This window comes from Klebsiella sp. A52 (assembly GCF_018388785.1).
In the GTDB taxonomy this organism is placed as follows: domain Bacteria; phylum Pseudomonadota; class Gammaproteobacteria; order Enterobacterales; family Enterobacteriaceae; genus Klebsiella; species Klebsiella aerogenes.
This window is the reverse complement of the sequence record NZ_CP074437.1, coordinates 1,840,207-1,863,845: the sequence shown is the minus strand read 5'-3', so window position 1 is coordinate 1,863,845 and position 23,639 is coordinate 1,840,207. Positions and strand designations below refer to the sequence as shown.

21 protein-coding genes are annotated in these 23,639 nt (G+C 55.5%); 8 read left to right on the top strand and 13 right to left on the bottom strand.

What is annotated here, in order from left to right; all coding sequences use genetic code 11:
* Window positions 1-127 precede the first annotated feature (127 nt).
* Window positions 128-1,066 carry a malate dehydrogenase gene (gene mdh / locus KGA69_RS08770; RefSeq protein WP_045397222.1) on the bottom strand — a complete coding sequence of 313 codons (939 nt, stop codon included), beginning with the start codon at window positions 1,064-1,066 and terminating at the stop codon, window positions 128-130.
* Between the two features lie 540 nt (window positions 1,067-1,606).
* Here mdh and argR point away from each other — a divergent pair.
* The 3 genes from argR (at window position 1,607) to yhcN-B (ending at window position 3,088) form a co-directional block, all read left to right on the top strand.
* Entirely contained in the window at window positions 1,607-2,077 is a 471-nt protein-coding gene (gene argR, locus KGA69_RS08765) for a transcriptional regulator ArgR (protein WP_015369474.1), read from the top strand.
* 380 nt (window positions 2,078-2,457) lie between these two features.
* Window positions 2,458-2,721, top strand: coding sequence for a peroxide/acid stress response protein YhcN (gene yhcN, locus KGA69_RS08760; protein WP_015369473.1), 264 nt, complete (start codon window positions 2,458-2,460; stop codon window positions 2,719-2,721).
* Window positions 2,722-2,821: 100 nt separating this feature from the next.
* The gene (gene yhcN-B, locus KGA69_RS08755) at window positions 2,822-3,088 is read left to right on the top strand and encodes a DUF1471 family stress response protein YhcN-B (protein ID WP_015369472.1); all 267 of its coding nucleotides are present in this window, start codon (window positions 2,822-2,824) and stop codon (window positions 3,086-3,088) included.
* A gap of 50 nt (window positions 3,089-3,138) precedes the next feature.
* On the opposite strand, the gene KGA69_RS08750 is transcribed toward yhcN-B, so the two are convergent.
* The 4 genes from KGA69_RS08750 to aaeX all read right to left on the bottom strand — a co-directional run bounded on the left by KGA69_RS08750 (window position 3,139) and on the right by aaeX (window position 6,615).
* Entirely contained in the window at window positions 3,139-3,414 is a 276-nt protein-coding gene (locus tag KGA69_RS08750) for a barstar family protein (protein WP_045380213.1), read from the bottom strand.
* A gap of 84 nt (window positions 3,415-3,498) precedes the next feature.
* The gene (aaeB, locus tag KGA69_RS08745; protein WP_047047143.1) at window positions 3,499-5,466 is read right to left on the bottom strand and encodes a p-hydroxybenzoic acid efflux pump subunit AaeB; all 1,968 of its coding nucleotides are present in this window, start codon (window positions 5,464-5,466) and stop codon (window positions 3,499-3,501) included.
* A 5-nt stretch (window positions 5,467-5,471) separates the two neighbouring features.
* Window positions 5,472-6,404, bottom strand: a complete 933-nt coding sequence (gene aaeA, locus KGA69_RS08740) for a p-hydroxybenzoic acid efflux pump subunit AaeA (RefSeq protein ID WP_045397228.1) — start codon at window positions 6,402-6,404, stop codon at window positions 5,472-5,474.
* Window positions 6,405-6,411: 7 nt separating this feature from the next.
* A complete protein-coding gene (gene aaeX / locus KGA69_RS08735; RefSeq protein WP_002918640.1) occupies window positions 6,412-6,615 on the bottom strand; it encodes a p-hydroxybenzoic acid efflux pump operon protein AaeX in 204 nt (67 codons plus the stop codon).
* Window positions 6,616-6,745: 130 nt separating this feature from the next.
* Between aaeX and aaeR the strand changes: the two genes are divergently transcribed.
* Window positions 6,746-7,675 (top strand): HTH-type transcriptional activator AaeR, encoded by a 930-nt coding sequence (aaeR, locus tag KGA69_RS08730; RefSeq protein ID WP_015703623.1) that lies wholly within the window; start codon window positions 6,746-6,748, stop codon window positions 7,673-7,675.
* A gap of 44 nt (window positions 7,676-7,719) precedes the next feature.
* Here aaeR and tldD read toward each other — a convergent pair whose 3' ends face one another.
* The 8 genes from tldD to csrD form a co-directional block, all read right to left on the bottom strand.
* The gene (gene tldD, locus KGA69_RS08725; RefSeq protein ID WP_015369467.1) at window positions 7,720-9,165 is read right to left on the bottom strand and encodes a metalloprotease TldD; all 1,446 of its coding nucleotides are present in this window, start codon (window positions 9,163-9,165) and stop codon (window positions 7,720-7,722) included.
* A gap of 114 nt (window positions 9,166-9,279) precedes the next feature.
* Entirely contained in the window at window positions 9,280-13,077 is a 3,798-nt protein-coding gene (gene yhdP, locus KGA69_RS08720; protein WP_045397231.1) for an AsmA2 domain-containing protein YhdP, read from the bottom strand.
* Between the two features lie 89 nt (window positions 13,078-13,166).
* Window positions 13,167-14,636 (bottom strand): ribonuclease G, encoded by a 1,470-nt coding sequence (gene rng / locus KGA69_RS08715; RefSeq protein ID WP_015369465.1) that lies wholly within the window; start codon window positions 14,634-14,636, stop codon window positions 13,167-13,169.
* 2 nt (window positions 14,637-14,638) lie between these two features.
* Window positions 14,639-15,220, bottom strand: a complete 582-nt coding sequence (locus KGA69_RS08710) for a Maf family protein (protein ID WP_015369464.1) — start codon at window positions 15,218-15,220, stop codon at window positions 14,639-14,641.
* Between the two features lie 8 nt (window positions 15,221-15,228).
* Entirely contained in the window at window positions 15,229-15,717 is a 489-nt protein-coding gene (mreD, locus tag KGA69_RS08705) for a rod shape-determining protein MreD (protein WP_015369463.1), read from the bottom strand.
* Window positions 15,717-16,715: a rod shape-determining protein MreC gene (mreC, locus tag KGA69_RS08700; protein ID WP_015369462.1), complete on the bottom strand. Its 999-nt coding sequence runs from the start codon at window positions 16,713-16,715 to the stop codon at window positions 15,717-15,719. Before mreC ends, mreD begins: the two co-directional genes overlap by 1 nt.
* A gap of 70 nt (window positions 16,716-16,785) precedes the next feature.
* On the bottom strand, window positions 16,786-17,829 hold the full coding sequence (gene mreB / locus KGA69_RS08695; protein ID WP_002918653.1) for a rod shape-determining protein MreB: 1,044 nt from the start codon (window positions 17,827-17,829) through the stop codon (window positions 16,786-16,788).
* A 300-nt stretch (window positions 17,830-18,129) separates the two neighbouring features.
* The gene (csrD, locus tag KGA69_RS08690) at window positions 18,130-20,070 is read right to left on the bottom strand and encodes an RNase E specificity factor CsrD (protein ID WP_015369461.1); all 1,941 of its coding nucleotides are present in this window, start codon (window positions 20,068-20,070) and stop codon (window positions 18,130-18,132) included.
* Between the two features lie 214 nt (window positions 20,071-20,284).
* Here csrD and KGA69_RS08685 point away from each other — a divergent pair, with 214 nt between their 5' ends.
* The 4 genes from KGA69_RS08685 to aroQ all read left to right on the top strand — a co-directional run bounded on the left by KGA69_RS08685 (window position 20,285) and on the right by aroQ (window position 23,623).
* Window positions 20,285-21,259 carry an acrylyl-CoA reductase (NADPH) gene (locus tag KGA69_RS08685; protein WP_047047136.1) on the top strand — a complete coding sequence of 325 codons (975 nt, stop codon included), beginning with the start codon at window positions 20,285-20,287 and terminating at the stop codon, window positions 21,257-21,259.
* Between the two features lie 77 nt (window positions 21,260-21,336).
* The gene (gene msrP, locus KGA69_RS08680; RefSeq protein ID WP_045397237.1) at window positions 21,337-22,338 is read left to right on the top strand and encodes a protein-methionine-sulfoxide reductase catalytic subunit MsrP; all 1,002 of its coding nucleotides are present in this window, start codon (window positions 21,337-21,339) and stop codon (window positions 22,336-22,338) included.
* Window positions 22,338-22,937, top strand: a complete 600-nt coding sequence (gene msrQ / locus KGA69_RS08675; protein ID WP_047047133.1) for a protein-methionine-sulfoxide reductase heme-binding subunit MsrQ — start codon at window positions 22,338-22,340, stop codon at window positions 22,935-22,937. The genes msrP and msrQ overlap by 1 nt, the downstream gene beginning before the upstream one ends.
* Window positions 22,938-23,170: 233 nt before the next feature.
* Entirely contained in the window at window positions 23,171-23,623 is a 453-nt protein-coding gene (gene aroQ / locus KGA69_RS08670; RefSeq protein ID WP_015369457.1) for a type II 3-dehydroquinate dehydratase, read from the top strand.
* Window positions 23,624-23,639: the final 16 nt, after the last annotated feature.

The following is a 23,639-nucleotide window of genomic DNA, read 5'->3' as shown; positions in this document are numbered from 1 at the left end:
TCCTCATTGCGTGGGGCTTAAGACGCGGGGATTTTAGCAGATTTAGCCGCCAGGCGGCGCATTCGGCAGGGAGATGAGGCGATAAAAAAGCCGGAACGACGGTTCCGGCTTTTCTGCTAAGGAGATGTTACTTGTTGACGAAATCCTCGCCGAGGGCGATATCTTTCTTCAGCGTATCCAGCATGCCTTCCAGCGCCTGCTGTTCAAAAGCGCTGAGTTTACCAATAGACTGACGCTCTTCCACGCCATTTTTGCCCAGCAGCAGCGGCTGCGAGAAGAAACGGGCATACTGGCCGTCACCTTCGACGTAGGCACATTCAACCACGCCTTTTTCACCCTGCATGGCACGCACCAGTGAGAGCCCGAAACGCGCAGCCGCCTGGCCCATCGACAGCGTCGCCGACCCGCCGCCCGCTTTCGCTTCCACGACTTCCGTCCCGGCGTTTTGAATACGTTTGGTGAGATCCGCGACTTCCTGCTCGCTAAAGCTGACGCCAGAAATCTGCGACAGTAAAGGCAGGATAGTGACGCCAGAGTGGCCGCCAATGACCGGAACTTCAACCTCGGTTGCCGACTTGCCTTTCAGCTCGGCGACAAAAGTATTAGAGCGAATAATGTCGAGCGTGGTGACGCCAAACAGTTTGTTTTTATCGTACACGCCGGCTTTTTTCAGCACTTCGGCGGCGATAGCGACGGTGGTATTTACCGGGTTGGTGATAATACCGATGCAGGCCTGCGGACAGGTTTTTGCGATCTGCTGCACCAGATTTTTAACGATACCGGCGTTAACATTAAATAAGTCGGAACGATCCATGCCGGGCTTGCGCGCGACGCCGGCGGAAATCAGCACCACATCAGCGCCTTCCAGCGCCGGGGTTGCATCTTCACCGGAGAAACCTTTGATTTTTACATCTGTGGGAATATGACTTAGATCTACCGCCACGCCCGGCGTAACCGGAGCGATGTCGTACAACGAGAGCTCTGAACCTGAAGGCAGTTGGGTCTTAAGTAGTAGGGCAAGCGCCTGGCCGATGCCACCAGCGGCGCCGAGGACTGCAACTTTCATCCTAAACTCCTTATTATGGTTAATTTACACCCTGAATAATTCGAGTTGCAGGAAGGCGGCAAGAGCGTGAATCCCCAGGAGCTTACTGAAGTAAGTGACTGGGGTGAACGATTGCAGCCAACGCACATGCAGCTCGAAGTATGACGGGTATAGTCTTTCGTTATTCCGTCGCCTGGACCTTAATTCACAAGATGAACAATTACAATAATTATGGCTGAAGAATGCGGGGTACGCGCAATGATGCAGCAAATTCGCATTTTTCTTCCTGAGACTGGCCATCCAGCAAAGCCGTAGTACCGGATCGACTATTGGTTACAATACACCCAGCTCGCTCGGCAAAACAATATCAATTTCATAACATTTATTTCACTTTTACAGCAATTTACCCGCTGTGATGCAGGCATGTTCCTCATCAGGGTTATTTGCTAAAATATGCGCCTTTCATAACATTATTTACGCTATTCCCTTGCGGATTATTTGCATAAAAATGCACTTGTATGCATAATGATGTTGTTTTTACCACCATAATCTGGGTGACTTATGCGTAGTTCGGCAAAACAAGAAGAACTGGTTAAAGCGTTTAAATCGCTGCTTAAAGAAGAAAAATTCAGCTCGCAAGGCGAAATCGTTCAGGCGCTGCAGGAAGAAGGTTTCGAGAACATCAACCAATCGAAAGTTTCCCGCATGCTGACAAAGTTTGGCGCCGTTCGCACGCGTAACGCCAAAATGGAAATGGTCTACTGTTTGCCTGCCGAACTCGGCGTGCCGACGACCTCCAGCCCGCTGAAAAACCTGGTGCTGGACATCGATTATAACGATGCGGTGGTAGTGATTCACACCAGCCCCGGCGCGGCGCAGCTGATCGCACGCCTGCTGGATTCCTTAGGTAAAGCCGAAGGTATTCTGGGTAGTATCGCGGGGGATGACACTATCTTTACCACCCCTGCCCGCGGTTTTTCCGTTAAAGATCTCTACGACGCGATTCTGGTCCTGTTCGAACAGGAACTCTAAGCGCTCCCCCTCTGGTTCCCGCCAGAGGGCTCTTCCCCGCAAAACGCTCCCCCTCAAACCTTCAAATAAAGCAGCATTTTTTTAACATTTAGTGTGGTTTTCCACCTCTATACATTCCTTTACCGAATGATAACGGCTAAAGCGCACAAAAGATCAAAGCGCAATATCTATTTGATTTAAATATAAATAATCATGACATTCACCCCATGAATGACATTTCTAATTCTTATACGTTATAAAAACGACATTTCTTGGAAATTATTTACACTGAAAACAATTAGCATGGTATTAATATTTTTGGTGATTAGTGTATACTTGATTTTGTGATGAGGGTCACGAAACAAAGCCCCCTAATAATAAAATTCGACGAGGTGAACATCATGAAAATCAAAACCACTGTAGCCGCACTCAGCATGCTATCCGTACTGTCCTTTGGCGCTTTCGCCGCTGATTCAATCAACAGCACTCAAGCGGAAAGCCGCCAGTCACTGGGCACCGTATCTATCGGCGCGGTAGGTTCTTCCCCGATGGATATGCACGAAATGCTGAACAAAAAAGCACAAGAAGAAGGTGCTTCTTCTTATCGCATTATCGAAGCTCGCACCGGCGACCACTGGCACGCCACTGCTGAACTTTATAAATAAGCTTTAACGATTGTCGGTCATTAACTGAAACAGTATCTCTTCAGCGGCCTGGGTTCATACGAAATCTCCCGCCGCTGCACAAATGGTTGGAGTAAAGATTATGAAAAGCGCAATTATCATCGCATCCCTGGGTCTGGCATCTGTTCTCTCTTTCGGCGCAAGCGCAGCCGTACAGCAAGTGAACGCCGATCAAGCACAAAATCTGCAACCAATGGGCACTATCTCTGTATCTCAAGTAGGTAGCGCGCCAATGGATATGCGCCAGGAACTGGCGGCTAAAGCCGAGAAAGAAGGCGCCAGCAGCTACCGCATTATTGAAGCTCGTACCGGCGACAGCTGGCACGCGACTGCTGAGTTGTACAAATAAACCCTCGTCGTCTTATCCGACGACTTGCCCCCGCCCTGCCGGGGGCTTTTTTATGCCCAACGGGCATTGAAACGTAGTAGTCCTTCCAGCTCCTCTTCCGCTTCATCGAACAGCAAAATTAACGCGCCAAAGCGACGACGCTGTTTTTCATCCAGATGAACAAATTCAATCTCCAGCGGGAACGGTAAGCGCCCTCCCGTCACCGCGCTCCACAGCGCGTCGAGGTTATCCACCTGCTTATCCGGTAGCGCGAAGGCGCGGGAAAACTCGCGATAGAAATCCTGTTGCTCAGCTATTTCATCAAAATCAAAGGTATAAATAGTCATTGCCCGGCGCCCCTTAAGCTCTGTCCCTCTACACCAAATAAGTATAGCGATAAAAAAACCGACGCCGGGGCGTCGGTTCGCAGCTTAGCTGTTGGTGAGCACGTGCTGATATTTCTTCAGCATATCGACCAGCCGTCGCACCGGCTCAGTGACCTGGGGCGACGCCTGCCAGTGAAGGAGTTTTTCCTGATAAACATCAAGCTCTTCCAGCAGACGGGTAAAGTAACGGCGGCGCTTATCATCGCTGCCGGCGGAGATAACGTGATCGGCGGTTCGCCGCAGCTGGCGGTGGAAGGCCGACAAATCCTCGTTTACCGGCACCGGGGCATCGCGTAGACGCTGGTGCGCGATAATCAGCGTCAGCGCCAGCCGGAAGCGGGCGATATCGCCGGGAAACTTGTTCAGCAGTAAAAATAGCTGTTGATACAGCGCCGGCAAATGGTTCTCTTTACGCCGGGCGCTATTCGTGGTCAGCGAAGAGACCGCCGCCGAGACGAACTGGTTCAATAGCACCCGTCCGGTGCGGGCCTGCGAGTTATCACGCACTAACAGAATCACCATCAGCGCGAGGAAACAGCCGACAATCTGCCCCAGGGCGCTATCGAGGAACTGGCTAAACTGGAACTGCATCGGGTTATCCAGCACCAGAATATTGATGGTGCTCGCCAGGGCCCCAAGCGATCCCAACCGCCGCTTTTGTACCTCAATGCCGATAAAGAACGCCATCGCGGCAAGGCTGATACACAGCAGCAGCATGCTCTGCTGCGTCGCAGGCATGACGACAAGGAAGAACAGCGCGCCGAGCGGTAGAGCGGCAAGGGTGCCATAGAGGAAGTCTAAGGCCACCATCCGCGGGTTAGGCAGACGCATCGCCAGCGCGGTCACCACGGCAATCATAACCATCGCCCCGCTACCGGATGTCCAGCCGGTCCACAACCAGAACAAGGTGCCGAGAATACACGAAATAGAGGTTCGCCAGAAATTGACCATCGCGTGGTGACGCTCGGCGGACTCAACCTTCACCACCGTTTCGCCGCGTAAGACTTCATCTTCGATACGGCTGATTTTGGTATTGCCGACCACGCCGCGCTTCAGCAGCAGGTAACGCGTCGCCGCGCCGACCCAGCTATAAATCGTAACTGGCGTATTGTGTTCACCTTTCCAGGTCAGGAAGCGGCGCATACGCTTAAGCTGTTGATGCACATCCTGTACGGTTTCTACGGGCTCGGCAAACAGCTCGCGGTAGTCGTCAGTCACCATCTCCGGGCGAGAGTTCTGGATCAGATAGGTTTCGCAGGCCTGAGTAATCAGCGTCAGCGATAGCGTGTTGATCGCCTTTAGCCGCTGGTTTACCTTCGCCCAGCGCGAAGATTCCATGATCAGGTTGCCGCGCATCCCCTCCAGCGCGGCAGTACGACGCACCAGCGCTCCCCAGGCTTTATCCACCACCTCGCTATCGCCATGGGCGACACAAAGCTGCATCAGGCGATACTGATCCAGCAGCAGGTTATCCAGTTCGAGGTCGATCTCTTTTTTGATAGAACGCGGAGAAAATAGCAGGTCAGCGACGATGGCGCTGACGATCCCGATGACAATTTCGCTGCAGCGCTCGACGGCAAACTGCGGCGCCAGCATCGGGTCGGTATGAATGGTGATGATGATAATCAGCGCCGTATAACCCGCCAGCCCCCAGGCGTAGGAGTTTTCGACCTTCACCAGCGAGGAGATCCAGGTGCAGAAACCGGCCCAGAGACAGCAGACCAGCATCATCAATAGCGGCGCGCGGATCATGAGGATGATGATCGCCAGCGCGGCAATACAGCCGATAAACGTCCCGGCAATACGCAGCATCCCGCGGTAGCGAATCGCCCCGGAATAGGGCTCACCGCCAGCGGCAAATGCCGGACCGGCGGTCACGATAGCCGCGGTCAATACGGCCCAGCGCGGCGTCTCAAGCTGAAAATGAAAGCCGACGAACAGCGCCAGCACCACCGCGCATGCAAGCTTAATGGCAAAGCGGAGATGCCGGGGAGCAATGGTATAGGTCCCCATGGCGATTAACCAAACTCACGCAAGCGCATGGCGACTTTCTGGAAGAAGTTGGCCTGGCTGGCGTCGCGATCTTCTTTGCCGGTGATGACAACGGTCGCAGTGGTGCCCGACGGCCAGAGGTTGCCCTGCTGCTGGTCAAGACGGATACGTACCGGCACGCGCTGCGCCAGACGTACCCACTCAAGGTTGGAGTCAACGGAAGCCATGCCTTTCGCATCGCTGCTGCTGCTGGCGTTGGTTACGCCCGCGGCAACGCTGTCGACGGTACCTTTTATCACCTTACTACTGCCGAGCGGGGTGATTTCGGCGCGGTAGCCTGGACGCACGCCTTCCAGCTTGGTCTCTTCCAGATAGGCCATCACGTAGAAGGTATTTTGTTTCACCAAAGCGACCGCGGTCGAACCGCGGGTGATGAATTCGCCGGAGTAGACGTTCAGGTTGGTCACCCAGCCATCGGCAGGCGCACGGATAACCGTACGTTCAAGATCCAGCTTGGCTAAGTCGCGGCTGGCCACCGCTTTCGCCAGCTGATGCTCAACGGTTTGCAGTACGTTGTTGGCCTGGTCAATCTCTTCGCGCGACATGGCCTGCACGCCGAGCCTGTTACGGCGCCCGGCTTCAACGCGTTTTTCCTGAGCCAGCGTCTGGTAATAAGAGACGTCGGCTTCCGCCTCCGCCAGCGCTTTTTGGTAACGAGGTTGGTCAATAACGAACAATACCTGGTCTTTCTTAACCAGTTGGTTATCCTTGACATTCACTTGCGAAATGAGCCCCGACACGTCCGGCGCGATGGCAACGATATCGGCGCTAAAGCGCGCATCGCGCGTCCACGGCGACGCGGTGTAGTACACCCATGCGCGAAAAATAGCGATAAACGCCAGAATAACCAGTATCACAGTGATGGCAGTACGCAGGATATTTCTTGTTAGTGTTTTCACATCGACCTCAAACGAACAAGCGCGATATCAGATAAAACAGACAGCAATACAGCGCAGTATTAAACAGTGCAGGGTGCCAGACAAAATCATAAATACCGGTCGGAACCAGCAAACGGTGCACCAGCCAGAAGATGGCTAGCGACAATAGCAGCTCAAAGAAGATCGGCGGAAACGATAGGCCGAAAATCACTATGACAGGAAACAGACTCATGATGACCTTGATAAGAAGCGTACAGGTGGTAGCGTGATGCGTTTATTATGTAGCTAACTATATATTAACGTAACAATTGCAGCCTTATCTATAATATGTGATCTAAATCACTTTTAAGCCAGAGTGAATAATGGAACGACTAAAACGCATGTCGGTGTTCGCCAAAGTGGTTGAGCTGGGCTCTTTCACCGCCGCCGCACGCCAGCTCCAGATGAGCGTTTCATCTATCAGCCAGACCGTTGCTAAACTGGAAGACGAGCTTCAGGTAAAGCTGCTCAACCGCAGCACCCGCAGCCTGGGCTTAACAGAAGCGGGTAAAATTTATTACCAGGGCTGCCGAAGAATGCTCTTTGAAGCGCAGGACGTCCATGAACAGCTGTATGCCTTCAACAATACCCCTATCGGCACGCTGCGCATCGGTAGCTCTTCAACTATGGCACAGAATGTGCTGGCGCGCATAACCGCCGAAATGCTCAAAGAATATCCGGGTTTATCGATTAATCTGGTGACCGGCATCCCCGCGCCGGACCTGATTGCCGACGGCCTCGACGTGGTGATACGCGTCGGCGCATTGCAGGATTCCAGCCTCTTCTCGCGGCGGTTAGGCTCAATGCCAATGGTGCTCTGCGCGGCGAAAAGCTATCTTCAGCACGCGGGATGTCCGGAAAAACCAGCGGATCTTGCCAGCCACTCGTGGCTGGAATACAGCGTACGGCCAGATAATGAGTTCGAAATTATCGCTCCGGAGGGGATCTCAACGCGACTGATCCCACAAGGACGCTTCGTCACCAACGACCCGATGACGCTGATCCGCTGGCTGACTGCCGGCGTTGGCGTGGCCTACGTTCCGCTGATGTGGGCGATCGACGAGATCAACCGCGGTGAACTGGAGATCCTGCTGCCGAGCTATCAATCGGATCCGCGACCGGTCTATGCGCTATATACCGAAAAAGATAAGCTGCCGCTGAAGGTGCAGGTATGTATTAACTATCTGACGGATTATTTTGTCGAGGTGGCGAAGATCTATCAGGGAATGCACGGGCGCGGGATGACCCGTTAACTGACATCCCGGCAGCGGCACCGCGCCGCCGGGACCAGAGGTTATCAGGCGGTGCCGCCAACGGTAAGGTTGTCGACTTTCAGCGTCGGCTGGCCGACGCCGACCGGGACGCTCTGCCCTTCTTTACCGCACACGCCAACGCCGCTATCCAGCTTCAGGTCGTTACCGACCATGGAAATCTGCTGCATCGCTTCGATACCGGAACCGATTAGCGTCGCGCCTTTGACTGCCTTGGTCACTTTACCTTTTTCAATCAGATAGGCTTCCGAGGTCGAGAAGACAAATTTACCGGAGGTAATGTCCACCTGACCGCCGCCAAAGTTCGGCGCATAGATACCGTAATCGACCGATTCGATAATCTCCTGTGGCGTCGACTTACCGGCCAGCATATAGGTGTTGGTCATCCGCGGCATCGGCAGATGCGCATAAGATTCGCGGCGACCATTACCGGTCGGCGCGACGCCCATCAGACGCGCGTTGAGCTTATCCTGCATATAACCTTTCAGGACGCCGTTTTCGATAAGCACGTTGTATTGACCCGGCGTACCTTCGTCATCAATCGCGACCGAACCACGGCGATCGGCCATGGTGCCGTCATCCACGACGGTGCACAGTTCAGAGGCGACTAATTCGCCCATGTGACCGCTGAAGACCGAGGTGCCGCGACGGTTAAAGTCACCTTCCAGGCCGTGGCCGACGGCTTCATGCAGCAGCACGCCAGGCCAGCCCGCGCCAAGCACCACCGGCAGCATACCGGCTGGCGCCGCAACCGCGGACAGATTGACTAATGCCATACGTACCGCTTCACGCGCCCAGACATCCGCCCGTACGTCGCCATCCAGCGGCGCGAGGAAATAATCATAGCCAAACCGTCCGCCGCCGCCGCTGGCGCCGCGCTCGCGTTTGCCGTCTTCCTCCACCAGCACGCTCACGGAGAGACGAACCAGCGGACGGACATCAGCGGCCAGCGTCCCGTCCGTTGCCGCTACCAGGATAAGCTCGTAGACGCCGCTCAGACTGGCGGAAACTTCCTGCACGCGCTTATCGGCAGCACGCGCCACCTTATCGACGCGGCGCAGAATATCCAGTTTCTCTTCGCGGCTCATGCTCTGCAGCGGATCGACGCTGGTATAGAGAGAGCTGTACTCCACCGCGCCGAGCGTCTGCACTTTGCCGTCGCCATGGTCGCGGACGATAGTACGCGCCGCCTGCGCGCTCTGCTCAAGCGCCAGTTTGCTGATTTGGTCAGCATAGGCAAAACCAGTTTTCTCGCCGCTTACCGCCCGGACGCCTACGCCCTGGTCAATATTGTACGACCCATCTTTAATGATGCTGTCTTCCAGAACCCAGGATTCGTGATAGCTCGACTGAAAATAAAGATCGCCGTAATCGAGACGGCGCTCAGCCAGTTGGCCAAGAATGGCAAACAGGTCCTGATGATTCAGGCCATTTGCCGACAGTAATTGTTCACTTACCAGGTTCAAACTCATCGTTACGCTACTCGTTTGTTGCCGCCTGACACAGGGGAATACCATGCGGCGAAAAAGATGACGGGGAGAAAATGCCCTCTATTGAGAGTGCGATAATTCCCCGTACTCGTCAAATCATTGCTTTTTGTTGCTGCGCGCCTGGCGCAGCACTTCGTTGATTTCCGGCTGATCGATTGGACCCGTAATGCGATAGCGCAGAATCGACACTTTGTTCCACAGCGGCCCAAGCACCTTGCTGGCGGCAAAAACCGCCGCGCCGACGATCGGGTTGACGGCGAATGCCGCCGCTACGCCGACGGTCGCCGATATTTCCGGCGCCACCACCGCTTGTAAATCTAAACGACGGCGCACCAGATCGACCGAACCTTTCATCGCGATGTCGGCTTCAAGGCCATCCACCAGCGTATCATCCGTATTCAATACGCCGTCTTTAATCCATGCCGTACTGCGAATCGAATCAAACCAGAAGCCTTCCTGGAAGGTGTCGCTGAAATCGAAGCGTAGCTTACGCAGCAGCGCGTCAACGCTCAATAGCCTTAACAACTGACCGGCATGACCGGTGCTCAGGTCAGTAAACTCGCCTTTGCCGAGGCGGCTTTTGAGGATCCCGTTCAGCGAAGCGACATCAGGCTGCCATGGCGGCGCGCGCCAGTGCAGATCGTAATCGACATCAAACGACGAGCCTTTTACCGGCGTCGAAACGCCAAAGAAGTTCACGAAGTCATCCGTTTTATTACCGTGCAGCTTGCCTTTCAGCGAGGTACGCACGCCGCCGGGCGCATTCACCCAGACGCCATCGGTAGTGAGTCGGCCAAAGCCGGTATCCACCAGGCCATTACTGAGGGTGAGCGTATCGCCCTTGATATCGAAGTCACCGTCGATTCGCCCATATTTTTGCCCCCACAGCCAGCACTCTTTACAGCGCAGCTGTAAATCAGGCCAGCCGCGGAAATCCAGACGGGTATCAGCCAGCGGGCCGCTCTCTTTTTTCGCCGTGCCGTTGTTATCGCTGGAAGGGTTGTAATAGAGATAGCGAATAGCCGCCAGCCAGGGCGCGTTCTTATGCATCGTCAACGTAGCGTTGATTTCGCGCCCCTGCGCCTCCACCTTCGAGCCGCTACCGTCAGGCTGGGAGACCAGACTGACGTTATTCCAGTTCTGCCCGGCGAACGCCAGCGACGGTGTACGAAGCGTCACGCGCTCCGGGAAAGCCATATTACTGCTCACTTCGTTGACGGCCCCCCGCTGGAACAACGCCAGCCATTGCGCGCCATCCATCGCCGGCATGTTCAGCTCGACGCCTGATGCTTCAGGCAGCGAAGGAATCGCTTTGCTGTCGGAGGTCAGAATCGCCCGGTCGAGCGTCAGCTTATTATTCAGTAACCAGCGGCTATTGACGTGGTTCTTGCTGCCGATGTTGCCGGTCAGATCGAAGCTGTTTAAGCCACCGGTCACGTTGATTTTCACCGGCAACGGCTCGCCCGCAGATTTATTCACCGGCGCAGGTAAGTGACTACTCACATTTTTCAGATCGCCGTTGATATCGACTTTGTAGCTCGCGCTACCGTGATACGGTAACTCAATGGCCACTTTGCCATCCCAGGGGACGCTGCCGCTGAGTTCATCATTGACCGCTTTCGGCAGCAGGCCGGTACGCGTCGGCTGCCAGTTAGCGTTCATGCCGACGTCAACGAGGAAGGCTTTCGCCCCTTCACTAGTGGTGAAATTGAGGTTCAGCGGTTGATTAAACCAGGTCGCGCTTAGCGGCCCGCTTTTTAAATCTCCGTTCTCAAAGCTGAACTGACCATTGAGGTTCTTCAGCGTCGCGTCAATCGGCTTGATAAACAGATCGTTATTTTTCAGCCGCACATCGCCTTTGGCGGTGGTCATCTCGCCATCGAGCGGGATAGCAAGATGTAAGCGAGCGCTCACATTACCATCCAGCTGCAGTTCATCCAGCGCCGAGCCGAGCGAATCCTTCAGCGGGGTCTGTTTGAAATAAGGGCCGACCTCTTTGCCCGGTCCGTTAACATCGGCATCAATAAACAGTTTTTCATGGGAATAGTCGGGGATCACCGCGTCAAGGTTGCTGGCGGTGACGTTGCCCAGCATCGCTTTATCCGCCTTCATCCACAGGCCGTTATTGACGAAGTTAAGATTGATATCCAGGCCGGTCAGCGCCGGCCAGTCCGGCTGGAAGGCGAAGGTCGCGTTCTTCAGCGGTACCGAGACCTGGAATTGGCCTTCGTTATGCTCATAAGGGAACAAATGCGGGTTGCCGCCGTAAACCAGGGTGGCATTACTGGCCTGGCCGCCCTTAATTGCGCCGCTCAGGTAATCCACCAGCGCTTTGCCCATCAGGTTTTCCGGGAAATAACGCCACGCCTGGCCGCCATCGTTGGTACTGATACCCGCCAGGATGCCTAACCACGGCTCATCGCCTTCCGGCTGCAGATAGCGGAAGCCGCCGCGCGCGCGAACGCCGGTAGCCTGTACGTCGATATCGCGGCCATCCAGCATAAAGCCCTTGCTGTTCTTCTCCCAGCTCAGAGTCGCATCGCCCTGGGCTATCTCCAGCGGCGCGCGAAAGACCGTTTCATAGGGCATTTTCGCCTGGGTCATATGCGCGCGCAGTTCGCCGTTTTCAACGCTGCCGCTCAGGCTGCCGGAAAAGTGCTCGGCCCCCGGCAGCAGCTTCCACTGCTTCCACGCCAGATCGCTCCAGTCGGCCTGGAAACGGGTCTTTTCCGTTGCCTGCAGCGGGATATCCAATGCCAACAGGTTGATCTTGCCGCTCGGCTGGGTAGTTCGCCACACTTCGCCAAAGCTCGGCGCCAGCTTATCGGCCATCGGCTGCAGACCGGTCAGGCCGCCAAGCTCGAGATTGCTGGCGCGGATGCGCAGCTCATCGCTACGCTGATTGTTATTACCACCCACTTCCTGCGCCGGGATCCACGCCATCGCCAGCGCGCCGCGCGGCCAGGCTTTACCGTCTATCGAGATCCGCGTGTCGGGGATATGAAATGCCCAACTTTGATTTTCGCGTGTGATATGCGCCGTCAGGTTATCCACCGACAGCTGATGCAGATGCTTGTCACCCTGCCAGCTGGCGCCGCCTTTTTTCAGCCACACATCGCCGCTGGCGACATCGCCTTTATCGATGGTCATCCAGCCTTCGAGACTAAAGCGCGCGCTCTGCAGGGCGATGTTGTCCTGCATCCAGCGCCCGAGCCAGGGTTTAACGTCGATGTCGTCGGCCTGTAACCAGAGGCGCCCCTTATTGAGCAGGCCGTTCTCGTCACGTAAATCCATCCGCACCTGCATGACGCCGTGCTGGCCGGTGAGGCTCGAAAGGCTCAGTTGCCCCTCGGCGCGGTGGCGGTTTTTACCGTTAAGCCAGGTAAGCTGCGGGATCGCCAGCTCCGCGCGCTGACCGGAAATCGTCAGGAAGCTCAAATGGCTATCGCGGAGAATAAAGTGGTCAAACTGACGCAGGAACAGATCGCTGATGCGGTCGGTCTTCAGGCTGGCGCCGTCGTCGTTGGTCTGGATGGGGGTATTGGTGTGGATTTGCAGCTGCCAGAAGGTCAGGTCGCGGAACTGCCAGCGCATATGTAGCAGGCTTTGCCAGACGTCGAGCGCAAGGGTAACCCGTTTGATCGTCATTTCGCCACCGTCTTTCAAGGTGGCTTTAATATCGCGAACGTCCAGCGTCGGGCCGAAGTTTTCCCAGTTGGCGTTGATCTGCGAGGCATCGACCGCCACCCCGGATACCGCGGTAATTTTCTCCAGCAGTTGGGGACGCCAGTTATTTAGCTGCGGCAATGCCAGACGCAGGCCGCTCACCAGCAGCGCAACAATCACCACCACGGTTGCCACGGTGAGCAGTAATATCCCGGGCCATCGCCTCAACGCATCTCTCCTTGTCAGCCTGTTACGCCTCATCCTTCAGCCCGCCTGTTTACCGCCCCCGACGCCATCGGGAACGACGGGCTGAATGATTACATCATTACCACATCGAACTGCTCTTGATTATAGAGCGGCTCAATTTGCACTTTAACCTGCTTGCCGACAAAGATTTCGACTTCCGCCAGCGCGTGGGACTCTTCCCCTTTCAGAGCTTCCGCGACGGCAGGTGAAGCATAGACCAGGAAGCGGTCTGAGTCATACGCATGATGCACGCGGACTATCTCGCGCATGATCTCATAACAGACCGTTTCGACCGACTTTACCGTGCCGCGCCCATGACAGGTAGGACACTCGTTACACAGCACATGTTCCACGCTTTCGCGGGTGCGCTTGCGGGTCATCTCGACCAGCCCCAGCTGCGAGAAGCCGTTAATGCTGGTTTTCACCCGGTCTTTACTCAGCGCCTGCTCCAGCGAATGCAGTACCCGACGACGATGATCTTCATTATTCATATCAATAAAATCAATGATGATAATGCCGCCCAGGTTACGCAGACGCAGCTGGCGCGCGATGGCCTGCGTGGCTTCAATATTGGTATTGAAGATAGTGTCGTCGAGATTGCGGTGGCCGACGAACGCCCCGGTGTTGATATCAATGGTGGTCATCGCTTCGGTCTGATCGATGATCAGATAGCCGCCTGATTTCAGCTCGACTTTACGCTCCAGCGCGCGCTGGATTTCGTTCTCAACGTCAAAGAGATCGAAAATAGGCTGGCGGCCGCTGTAATGTTCCAGCTTGCTGGTCATTTCCGGGATGTATTCCGCGGTGAACTCCAGCAGCGCCTCGTAGGTCAGGCGCGAATCCACGCGAATGCGGTCAAGCTGAGCATCGGCGAAATCGCGCAGCACGCGCTGGGCCAGCGCCAGCTCGCCGTACATCTGATAACGGGTCTGGTTGCGCTTTTTGCGCTCCATGACTTTGGTCCAGACGCGCTTGAGGTAGGCCGCATCCGCCGCCATCTCTTGCTCATGCACGCCTTCCGCCGCGGTGCGAATAATAAACCCGCCCTGCTCGTCGCAATATTCGGTGACCACGCTTTTCAGACGTTCGCGCTCGGCCTCGCTTTCAATTCTCTGCGACACGCCGACGTGCGAAGCGCCGGGCATAAAGACTAAATAGCGGGAAGGTATGGTGATGTCGGTGGTCAGACGCGCGCCTTTGGTGCCCAGCGGATCTTTCACCACCTGTACCATTAGGTCCTGGCCCTGACGCACCAGTTCGGAAATATCGCGAACGGTAAACTGCTTCTGCTCTTCACCCGCCACGCACTCGGTGTGCGGCATGATATCGGAAGCATGCAGGAAGGCGGCCTTATCCAGGCCAATATCTACAAAAGCCGCCTGCATTCCAGGCAACACACGACTGACACGACCTTTGTAGATATTGCCTACGATTCCGCGCCGCGCTTCTCTCTCAATATGAATTTCCTGCAGGATCCCGCCATCGATATACGCGACGCGCGTCTCGGATGGCGTTACGTTAACTAATAATTCAGCCGTCATCTTTATCCCTTTTCTTCACGCAGTGAGTTAAAGTTACTCAGCAACTCATACGTTTCCACCAGCGGTAAGCCGACTACGGCGTGATAGCTGCCATTTATCTTCCTGACAAAACAACCACCCAACCCTTGAATACCGTATGCGCCTGCTTTATCTAAAGGTTCGCCGCTGGCTACGTAGGTAGCGATATCCTGCTCGGAGAGCAGACGGAAGGTCACTTCCGTCACCACCAGACAATCCAGCGTTTGCTGTTTATCCGCCAACGCCACCGCGGTCATCACCTGGTGGGTTTTTCCGGAAAGCATGCGAAGCATTTCTGCGGCGTGCCCGGCATCGCGCGGCTTTTCCAGCACTTCGCCGTTAAGAATGACAATCGTATCCGCTCCCAACACCGGCAGATCGCGCGGCGCCATAGCCACGCCAGCCAGCGCTTTTTCACGCGCCAGACGCGCAACATAATGCGCAGCGCTCTCCTGCGGGCCGCGCCGTTCCTCAATACCCGGAACCAGGCGTTCGAAAGAGAGACCAAGCTGAGTTAACAGTTCCTGCCGACGCGGGGAACCAGAAGCCAGATACAGAGTTGTCATATCAACCTTTATTGAACCGCAAATTGCTGACGCACTTTACGCATTAGCAGGAATAGCCACGGCCAGAGCACACCGTTTACTACACTACTCCAGAACACTTCCGGACGGAAAGAGACGTTGATCACTAAAAACTCTGCCCAGAAAACAATGATATCAACGGCAAGAGACAACAGCATGACCACCAGCGCCTGTTGCCAGAGCGCCAGATTACGGAACAGCTGATATTTTAAAGCGACCAGATAGGCAACGATACTTAACGACAGCGCGCGTACGCCAAGGGTCGAACCGCTGATGAGGTCGAGAATCGCCCCCATCACAAAGCCGGTACCGACGTTAACCCGATGCGGCAGCGCCAGGATCCAGTAAAGCAGAATCAACAACACCCAGTTTGGCCGGAAGACGGTGATGTCCTGCGGCCAGGGCATAATCTGCAGCAATAGCGCAATAAGAAACGAGAGCCAGATAACCCAGCGTCCCTGGCTACGATAACTTGCCACTATTGCCCCCCTGCTGGCAGAGGTTGCGCGGACGGCGGCGGCGTCAGGCCCGTCGCCGGCGCCGGCATCTGCGGCCCCATCGCATCAGGCGCAGGCAGCACCTGCGGCATCATTTGCATCAGGCGTTCATTGGCAACGCGGTGAACCTCTTCCGGGGTCATTGGGTTGGCGCCGTTACGATCGGCGCCCCACAGCAGCAGCAGATAGCGTAAACGCTGCAGCCCGGCAGTCGGACGAGCCTGGATTACCGTGTAAGCACGCTGAGTATCCAGACGTACCGAGGAGACCACCCCAACCGGATACCCTTCCGGGAAGCGTCCGCCGAGCCCGGAAGTCACCAGCACATCGCCGACGCGAATATCGGTATTCGCCGGCAGATGTTCAAGCTGTAAATCATCAGTGCAGCCGTTGCCGGCGGCAATCACGCGGATATCGTTACGCAGTACCTGAATCGGCAAGGCATGGGTCGCATCGCAAATCAGCAGCACGCGGCTGGTCATTTTCGCAACCGCCACCACCTGACCGACAACGCCCTTGTCGCTGATAACCGGCTGGCCTTCATAAACGCCGTTAACGCTGCCCTTGTCGATAACGACCTGATCGCTGTAGGGGTCGTTAACCGTCGAGATAACCTGAGTTACCATCTTCTGCTCGTCCTGACGCAGCGGCGAGCCTAGCAGTTCACGCAGGCGGGCATTTTCTTGTTTGTATTGGCCAAGCATCAGTAGATCGCTGTTTTTCAGCAATAACTCCTGACGCAGCGCGCGGTTTTCCAGTTCGAGCTGATCGCGGGTCGCCAGCGATTGCGATACGCTGTCGAGCAGTTCCCGGGGACCATTTGAGATAAAGTAGAAAGGACTGACGGCAGTATCCATGTACGTTCGAATCTGGCTGAACGTACCCAGGCGGCTGTCGGCGATAATGACGCCAAGCGCCACCAAAACCGCCAGAATAAGGCGAATCTGTAGCGACGGGCCACGGCTAAAAATTGGCTTCATAGGCTATGCGTATTCTCGTGTCAGTAAAGACCAGAGGCAGCCCTTAAGCTGCCCCAGACCTTCAGGCTGACTACTCTTCGCTGAACAAGTCGCCGCCGTGCATATCGATCATTTCCAGCGCCTTACCGCCGCCACGAGCGACGCAGGTCAGTGGATCTTCTGCAACTACGACAGGGATCCCTGTCTCTTCCATTAACAGACGGTCAAGGTTGCGCAGCAGCGCACCGCCGCCGGTCAGGACCATACCGCGCTCGGAGATATCGGATGCCAGCTCCGGCGGGCACTGCTCCAGCGCGACCATAACGGCGCTGACGATGCCGGTCAGCGGCTCCTGCAGCGCTTCGAGGATTTCGTTGGAATTCAGGGTGAAGCCGCGTGGAACGCCTTCAGCCAGGTTACGGCCGCGAACTTCGATTTCGCGTACTTCATCACCCGGGTAAGCGGAACCGATTTCGTGTTTGATACGCTCAGCGGTCGCTTCGCCGATCAGGGAACCGTAGTTACGACGCACGTAATTGATCACGGCTTCATCGAAACGGTCGCCGCCGATACGTACGGAAGAAGAGTAGACCACGCCGTTCAGGGAGATAACCGCGACTTCGGTAGTACCGCCGCCGATATCGACAACCATAGAACCGGTCGCTTCAGAAACCGGTAAGCCTGCGCCGATCGCGGCCGCCATCGGCTCTTCGATCAGGAAAACTTCACGGGCGCCAGCACCCTGCGCGGATTCGCGGATAGCACGACGCTCAACCTGGGTCGCGCCAACCGGCACGCACACCAGCACACGCGGGCTCGGGCGCATAAAGCTGTTGCTATGCACCTGTTTAATAAAGTGTTGCAGCATCTTTTCAGTCACGAAGAAGTCGGCGATAACGCCGTCTTTCATCGGGCGAATCGCCGCGATGTTGCCCGGCGTACGGCCCAGCATCTGCTTCGCTTCATGACCTACAGCGGCAACGCTTTTCGGCGAACCGGCACGATCCTGACGAATGGCCACAACGGAAGGCTCATTCAATACGATGCCTTGTCCTTTTACATAAATAAGGGTATTCGCGGTACCCAGGTCAATGGACAGGTCATTGGAAAACATGCCACGAAATTTTTTTAACATACTAAGGGATAATCCTGAAAGCTGGGGCGGAAAACAAAATCCGCTTACTTTACCAACCACACGCAGCAGCGACAAGGCGCAAAAATCATCTGCTACGGTGAAAATTAGTGCAGTTCATTTCCTTTGTTACAAACATTTACGAAGTCCCTTCGGCGCTGAATAAATCAGCTGCGCTCCGTGCTCTGTTTGTACCTGTCAAAGGTCAGTCTTGCGTAAGTTGCGACATTCCGGCGGGTAGACAAGCACACCCCCTTTACTATGGCGCGCGTTATTCTACGTGAAATCACGCCAAACGGCAGATCAAACAGAGTATCTTTGCGAATATTTTTTCACATTTGTGTCAAGTGGCTGTGAGGCGGCAAAAAATTCCCCCTGCCCGCCGGTCACGCCGCATTGCGACAGCACCTGCCACTCGCTGCGACTGCGTACTCCCGTCGCAAAAACCTGTACCGGCATCCCTTTACAGGCCTCCACCAGACTTTGAACCAGTAACTGGTTCTCGCTGCGTTTTTCAATATTGCGCGATAGCCCTTGATGCAGCTTGATCACTTCCACGTCCAGCTGCTTGATCCAACTGGTGCCAACCAACGTCAACCCGGCCTGAACCACGGCGACGCGAATGCCCAGCGCGTTTATCAACCGCATAACCGGGTGTAAACGGCCGATATATTGACAAACATCCGCCTCTGCAAGTTCAAAAATAATCCGCCGACGTTGTGATTTTTCGCACTGCATCATGGTATCGCGCAGCCAACGCTGGAAACGCGGGCGAATCAGCGACTCCACGGTCACCTGCAGGGCCAGCGTTTGATCAGGCCAATAACTTAATAACGGCAGCAAACGCGTAATCTGTAGGCGATCGTACTCTTCCGCTAAGCCAAACTGCTGCACCATTGGCATATACTCGGCGGCAATCACCTCTTCTTTACCGTCATAGATGCGACACATTAGCTCGCGATGATGTACCCGCCCATCGCGCATGACCGCCGGTTTCTGATACAAGCGCGGGCCGCCGCGGCTAAGCATCTGCTCGATAAGCGTCCGCCAGCGCACGTTGCCGCGCCCTTTCTCCGGCAGTGAATCATCGTAAACCGCCCAGCTATTACTCCCCTGTAGCACGGCGTTGCGGGTAGCCGCTTCGGCGTGTTCCATCACCTGAGAAGTGGACTGGCCGCTGCGGAACGCGCAGATGCCGATATGCATCGTGTCGTCTTTATCCAGCACCCGCGTTGACGGCAGCGCATCCATCGCCTTGAGTAACTGCCCGGCGATACTATCAGCCTCTTTTAAAGTGCGATGCGGCAATAAGACGGCGAAATCGCTACGGTGATAGCGCGCCAGTAGCGAGCCGGGATAGCGCATAATAAAAGTAGACAGCAAATTAATTAGCGTGAAGTAATGCTCTTCCGCCGCCGCCCGTCCCCAGTTGTCGCGCAGCAGATCAAACTCCGGCAGGCGAATCATCATCACGATACCGTGCGCCCCCACCTTTTCCTGATCGTCCAGCAGCGTCGCCAGCTGGTTATCAAAGAACAGGCGGTTATTGAGGCCGGTTTTGGAATCCTGGGCGGCGTAGGAGCGAATCAGGGTATCCATGCGGCTGCGCTGATCGCTGGCGAACTGCAGTTCCGAGAGCAGCATATCCAGCGCGCTGCTGGTACTGGCCGGCCATTCATGAACAGAACCGCGCACCTGCGGCCCGCGCTCGCCGCTGAGAATGCGCCGCGCGCGCAGCTCCAGTAGTTCTTGCCCCGCCAGCTGGCGGCGGATCCAGCGAATCGAAAAGAAGATAATCAGCACCATGAAGCCGATGGCGAAGGAGAGCGGCGCGGTGACGTGAAGCGAGCGGAAATAATTGACCATCGGGTCCATGTAGACCAGACGAATCGAAATTCCGGGATGTTTGAGCGAGGGTACCGTCATTTCACGATACTGGTTGTTACTGCCCAGCGGACGATAACTGTCGCCGCGGGTATGGCTGTAAAGCGATTTGCCGTTGAGCAGAAAATCAATATGTTCGACTTCTACCGGCGTCAGCAGCTCGTCCATTTGCGGTTCGAGCTTTTCAAAAGAGGTGGTTACCAGGCGGCTGTCCAGCATCGTCGCCACCGCCTGCACGCGATTCTCAACTTTAATCTGAATGCCGTTGTAAAAGCTCAGCGACGCGCCGATGAGCGTGACAAAAATCGTCAGGCTGGTGAGCAGCGTAACAAATGCTGAGAATTTCGTCGTTAATCGCATCCCTGTGTTAACTCCGCGTGTGAATAACTACCCGAAGGGCATTCGGGCCCCTTTTAAGACTTTTTCTTAAGTAAGTACTAACTTTCTGAAGCGACGCATACTACCAAAGCTGGCGTATCTGGCAATTTATTGCGTTACATCCACGTAATAATGCCGTTAGCGAGTATAGTCTGCAGAATAATTTTTCCAATCTTCAAACCGCGAGGAACCACATATGCAGGCTTTAATCTTAGAACAGCAGGATGGCAAAACCCTTTCCTCGGTGCAAAACATCGATGCCAACCTGCTGCCGCCAGGCGATGTGACGGTCGATATTCACTGGTCGAGCCTCAATTATAAAGATGCCCTGGCCATTACCGGCAAAGGAAAAATTATCCGCAACTTTCCGATGATTCCTGGTATCGATTTTGCCGGTACCGTCCATGCCAGCGAAGATCCGCGTTTTCACGTTGGCCAGCAGGTGTTGCTCACCGGTTGGGGCGTGGGAGAAAACCATTGGGGCGGCCTGGCCGAGCGCGCCCGCGTCAAAGGTGAATGGCTGGTGGCCATGCCTGAAGGTCTCGACGGACGCAAAGCGATGACCATCGGTACCGCAGGCTTTACCGCCATGCTATGCGTGATGGCGCTGGAAGACGCCGGCGTGCGACCGCAGGATGGCGAGATCGTCGTAACAGGCGCCAGCGGCGGCGTCGGCAGCACGGCGGTCGCTCTGCTGCATCATCTGGGTTATCAGGTGGCGGCGGTTTCCGGTCGCGAAAGCACCCATGACTTTCTGAAAAGCCTCGGCGCGCAGCGTATTCTGGGCCGCGATGAGTTTACCGAGACCCGGCCGCTGGAAAAACAAATCTGGGCGGGCGCTATCGATACCGTCGGCGATAAAGTACTGGCGAAGGTACTGGCGCAGATGAACTATGGCGGCTGCGTCGCGGCCTGCGGCCTGGCGGGCGGTTTCGCGCTGCCGACCACCGTGATGCCATTCATCCTACGCAACGTACGCCTGCAGGGCGTCGATTCGGTAATGACCCCGCCTGCGCGCCGCGCCGAAGCCTGGCGCCGGTTGACGCGCGATCTGCCGGAATCTTTTTACGCGCAAAGCGCGACTGAAATCTCCCTTGCCGATGCCCCGGCCTTCGCCGATAAAATCATGAACAACCAGATCCAGGGACGTACGCTGGTCAAAATCGGCTAATCTGCAATTTTTCGTGACATATTCGCGATCGCGCTCCGCCTCCGTCATGCTTAGGAAAAAGTATGACGGAGGACGCCATGAAAACCAGAAAACTGACGGAAGCCGACGTAACGGCGGAATCGGTATTTAACCTGCAGCGCCGCCAGGTGCTGAAAATGCTCGGTATCGGCGCGACGGCGATGTCGCTCTCAACAAAGGCCCATGCCGACCTGCTCGATTGGTTCAAAGGCCATGACCGCCCGCCGGCGCCCGCCGGAAAGGCCCTCACCTTTGATAAACCCGCAGCATGGCAAAGTAAGCTCGCCCTCACCCCGGAAGATAAAGTCGCCGGCTACAACAACTTTTATGAATTCGGCCTCGATAAAGCCGATCCGGCCGCTAACGCAGGCAGCCTGCGCACTGACCCCTGGACGCTTACCATCGGCGGCGAAGTCGCCAAACCCCTGACGCTCGATCACGACGACCTGACCCGTCGTTTCCCGCTGGAAGAACGAATTTATCGTATGCGCTGCGTGGAGGCCTGGTCGATGGTCGTACCGTGGGTCGGCTTCCCCCTGCATAAACTGCTCTCGCTGGTGGAGCCCACCAGCAACGCCCGCTACGTCGCTTTCAAAACGCTGTATGCGCCGGAACAGATGCCGGGACAAAAAGATCGCTTCATCGGCGGCGGCCTGGCCTATCCCTATGTCGAAGGGTTGCGCCTTGATGAAGCGATGCACCCGCTCACGCTGATGACCGTTGGCGTCTACGGGAAAGCGTTACCGCCGCAAAACGGCGCGCCCATCCGCCTGACCGTGCCGTGGAAGTACGGCTTTAAAGGGATTAAATCGATCGTGAGTATTGAGTTAACCCGCGAGCGGCCGCCGACCACCTGGAATCTGGCGGCGCCGGATGAATACGGTTTCTATGCCAATGTGAACCCGCACGTCGATCATCCGCGCTGGTCGCAGGCCAGCGAGCGGTTCATCGGCGCCGGCGGCGTACTCGACGTAAAACGCCAGCCAACGCTGCTGTTTAATGGCTATGCCGAGGAAGTCGCCTCGCTGTATCGCGGGCTTAACTTACGGGAGAATTTCTAGTGCGTCTGAGCGTTAAACAGATAGGCTGGCTGAAAGTTGTGCTGCATTTAGCCGGTTTTTTACCGCTGGTCTGGCTGTTCTGGGCCGGGCATCAGGGCTACTTCAGCGCCGATCCGGCGAAGGATATCCAGCATTTTACCGGACGGATGGCGCTGAAGTTTTTGCTTGCCACCTTGCTTATTACGCCGCTGGCGCGTTACGCTAAACAGCCATTATTGATACGCACCCGTCGTTTATTAGGGTTATGGTGCTTTGCCTGGGCAACGTTGCATCTCACCAGCTATACGCTGCTGGAGCTCGGCATTAACAATCTGGCGTTACTCGGTTCCGAGATAATCAACCGTCCGTATCTCACGCTTGGTTTAATCAGTTGGCTGGTTTTACTGGCGCTGGCGGCGACGTCAACCCAGTACATGCAACGAAAATTAGGCCGTCGTTGGCAAACATTGCACAACTTCGTCTATCTGGTCGCGATCCTCGCCCCTATACATTATCTATGGTCGGTGAAAATTTTATCGCCGCAGCCGCTGATATATGCCGGGCTGGCAATGGTACTTTTAGCCAGCCGCTATAAGAAGTTTCGCCAGTGGTGGCGCTAATCTCCGGATATGTGCAGTTCCCCGCAGAACGTTTATCAACCGCGACTCTTTTTACGATAGCGGTTGATAATCTTCCCTGATAAGACCAGTATTTAGCTGCCAATTGCTACGAAATCGTTATAATGTGCGACTTTGGTTTTCCTGAAGGGATTTTCGAACCCTGAAAAGGTGACAAGCGCGCATCGAAGGTATATTTTGTTTTTTGCCCGAGATTAGCAGGAGATAGCTGCACAATGGCTGACAAGTTTCGCATTTTGCTTTTGAACGGACCAAACCTTAATATGCTCGGCAGCCGTGAACCCGAGAAGTATGGTTCGCTAACGCTGGCAGAAATTGTTAACCGTTTAACCGCAGAAGCGGAAGCGCTAAACGTGACGCTCGACCACCTGCAATCCAATGCGGAGTTCGCGCTCATCGACCGAATTCATCAGGCTAAAGACTCTGTGGACTATATCCTGATCAATCCGGCCGCGTTTACGCATACCAGCGTGGCCATCCGCGACGCGCTGCTTGCCGTGAGTATCCCGTTTATCGAGATCCACCTGAGCAACGTGCATGCGCGCGAGCCGTTCCGTCACCACTCGTATCTGTCTGATGTCGCCTCGGGCGTTATCTGCGGATTAGGTGCGGACGGCTATTCATACGCTTTACAGACGGCGGTAAAACGCCTGTCACAAACACACTAAACAAAGAGTACGGAAC

Coding starts and splice junctions, on each gene's coding strand:
- mdh (WP_045397222.1), bottom strand. CDS start 1,066: ATGAAAGTTGCAGTCCTCGGCGCCGCTGGTGGCATCGGCCAGGCGCTT.
- argR (WP_015369474.1), top strand. CDS start 1,607: ATGCGTAGTTCGGCAAAACAAGAAGAACTGGTTAAAGCGTTTAAATCG.
- yhcN (WP_015369473.1), top strand. CDS start 2,458: ATGAAAATCAAAACCACTGTAGCCGCACTCAGCATGCTATCCGTACTG.
- yhcN-B (WP_015369472.1), top strand. CDS start 2,822: ATGAAAAGCGCAATTATCATCGCATCCCTGGGTCTGGCATCTGTTCTC.
- KGA69_RS08750 (WP_045380213.1), bottom strand. CDS start 3,414: ATGACTATTTATACCTTTGATTTTGATGAAATAGCTGAGCAACAGGAT.
- aaeB (WP_047047143.1), bottom strand. CDS start 5,466: ATGGGGACCTATACCATTGCTCCCCGGCATCTCCGCTTTGCCATTAAG.
- aaeX (WP_002918640.1), bottom strand. CDS start 6,615: ATGAGTCTGTTTCCTGTCATAGTGATTTTCGGCCTATCGTTTCCGCCG.
- aaeR (WP_015703623.1), top strand. CDS start 6,746: ATGGAACGACTAAAACGCATGTCGGTGTTCGCCAAAGTGGTTGAGCTG.
- tldD (WP_015369467.1), bottom strand. CDS start 9,165: ATGAGTTTGAACCTGGTAAGTGAACAATTACTGTCGGCAAATGGCCTG.
- rng (WP_015369465.1), bottom strand. CDS start 14,636: ATGACGGCTGAATTATTAGTTAACGTAACGCCATCCGAGACGCGCGTC.
- KGA69_RS08710 (WP_015369464.1), bottom strand. CDS start 15,220: ATGACAACTCTGTATCTGGCTTCTGGTTCCCCGCGTCGGCAGGAACTG.
- mreC (WP_015369462.1), bottom strand. CDS start 16,715: ATGAAGCCAATTTTTAGCCGTGGCCCGTCGCTACAGATTCGCCTTATT.
- mreB (WP_002918653.1), bottom strand. CDS start 17,829: ATGTTAAAAAAATTTCGTGGCATGTTTTCCAATGACCTGTCCATTGAC.
- csrD (WP_015369461.1), bottom strand. CDS start 20,070: ATGCGATTAACGACGAAATTCTCAGCATTTGTTACGCTGCTCACCAGC.
- KGA69_RS08685 (WP_047047136.1), top strand. CDS start 20,285: ATGCAGGCTTTAATCTTAGAACAGCAGGATGGCAAAACCCTTTCCTCG.
- msrP (WP_045397237.1), top strand. CDS start 21,337: ATGAAAACCAGAAAACTGACGGAAGCCGACGTAACGGCGGAATCGGTA.
- aroQ (WP_015369457.1), top strand. CDS start 23,171: ATGGCTGACAAGTTTCGCATTTTGCTTTTGAACGGACCAAACCTTAAT.